At 36.3% G+C, this 1478-nt stretch carries 1 protein-coding gene; it reads left to right on the plus strand.

The genetic code is table 11. The features are described from left to right. Positions 1–1461: OmpA family protein (locus tag H574_RS14860; protein WP_027880824.1), on the plus strand; the 1461-nt coding region annotated here is incomplete at its 5' end. Positions 1462–1478 lie beyond the last annotated feature (17 nt).

Raw genomic sequence — 1478 nt, forward strand, 5'->3', positions numbered from 1 at the left:
GTACAAAACTTAGACATCAACACAGCTACATCAGATTTTGGAGGTACGCTTCAAGATGGTAAACTATACATTACTAGTTCTAGAAATGATAACCGTAAAAAATACGGATGGAACGAAGAACCATTTTTAGACATCTACGAATATACCGTAGCAGAAGATGGGACTTACCAAGGAGAAGAGCTTTTAGAAGGTGATATTAACACAAAATACCACGAAGGTATTGTAAGCTTTACACCAGACGGAAAAACCATGTATTTTTCAAGAGAAAGTTTCTTTGAAAACATCTATGAAAAAGACAGTTTATCAAACACAAAGTATAGCGTTTTACACTTATTTAAAGCTACAAAAGACAGTGATGGTTTTAGCGAGGTAGAAGCCTTATCAATCAATAGTCCAAACTACTCGATTAAAAACCCAAGTGTAAGCGCAGACGGAAGCATGATTTACTTTGCAAGTGATATGCCTGGAGGATATGGTAAGTTTGATATTTACAAAGCAACATTAGATGCAAACGGAAATGTAGGTATACCAGAAAACTTAGGTCAAAAAGTTAATACCGAAGGACAAGAAATGTTCCCATACATTAGTAGTGATAACACACTTTACTTCTCTTCTACAGGTCATTTAGGACTTGGAGGTATGGATGTATTCCACACTAAAGAAATAGACGGTAAAATGGCGCCTATACGTAATGCAGGAACACCAATAAATAGTAATGGTGATGACTTTGCTTTTAGAATGAATGAAGAGACAGGAGAAGGATTTGTATCGTCTAACCGTGAAGGTGGAAAAGGAAGTGATGACATTTATGCTATTAAAAAGTTACAACCATTATGTGATGTATTAATCACAGGAACTGTAGTAGACGAGAAAACCGGAGACGTATTAGCAGGAGCAACAACAAGCTTAGCCGATGCTAACGGAAACATTTTAGCTACAAAAACCACTAATGCAGAAGGTGTTGTAGAGTATATTGTAGAATGTGAAACAGATACAGAGTTACAAGTTACTATGGAAGGTTACGAAAGTAACAAAGTAAGCGTAGATGGTACTAACGAAGAAGAAGTAGCAGTAAGCGTAGCATTAACACCAATAGAAGAGATTGTAACACCTGTAGAAGTGGTATTAAACCCAATTTACTTTGAGTTTGACAAATCAAACATTACTGCAAAAGCAGCGTTTGAATTAGACAATTTAGTACAAGTGATGAATAAATACCCAGATATGGTTATAGAAGCGACGTCTCACACAGACTTTAGAGGTTCTGATAGCTACAACCAAGGTTTATCAGAAAGACGTGCACAAACTACAAGACAGTACATTATCTCTAAAGGTATTGATGCTAGCAGAATATCTGCATCTGGTAAAGGTGAAACTGAGCCTGCTGTAGATTGTAACCCTTGTAGCAAAGAACAACACCAACTTAACAGAAGAAGCCAGTTCTTAATTGTGAAGCAGTAATCTAAATTTTATGCTGA

It is taken from the genome of Mesoflavibacter zeaxanthinifaciens DSM 18436 (assembly GCF_000422365.1).
In the GTDB taxonomy this organism is placed as follows: Bacteria; Bacteroidota; Bacteroidia; order Flavobacteriales; family Flavobacteriaceae; genus Mesoflavibacter; species Mesoflavibacter zeaxanthinifaciens.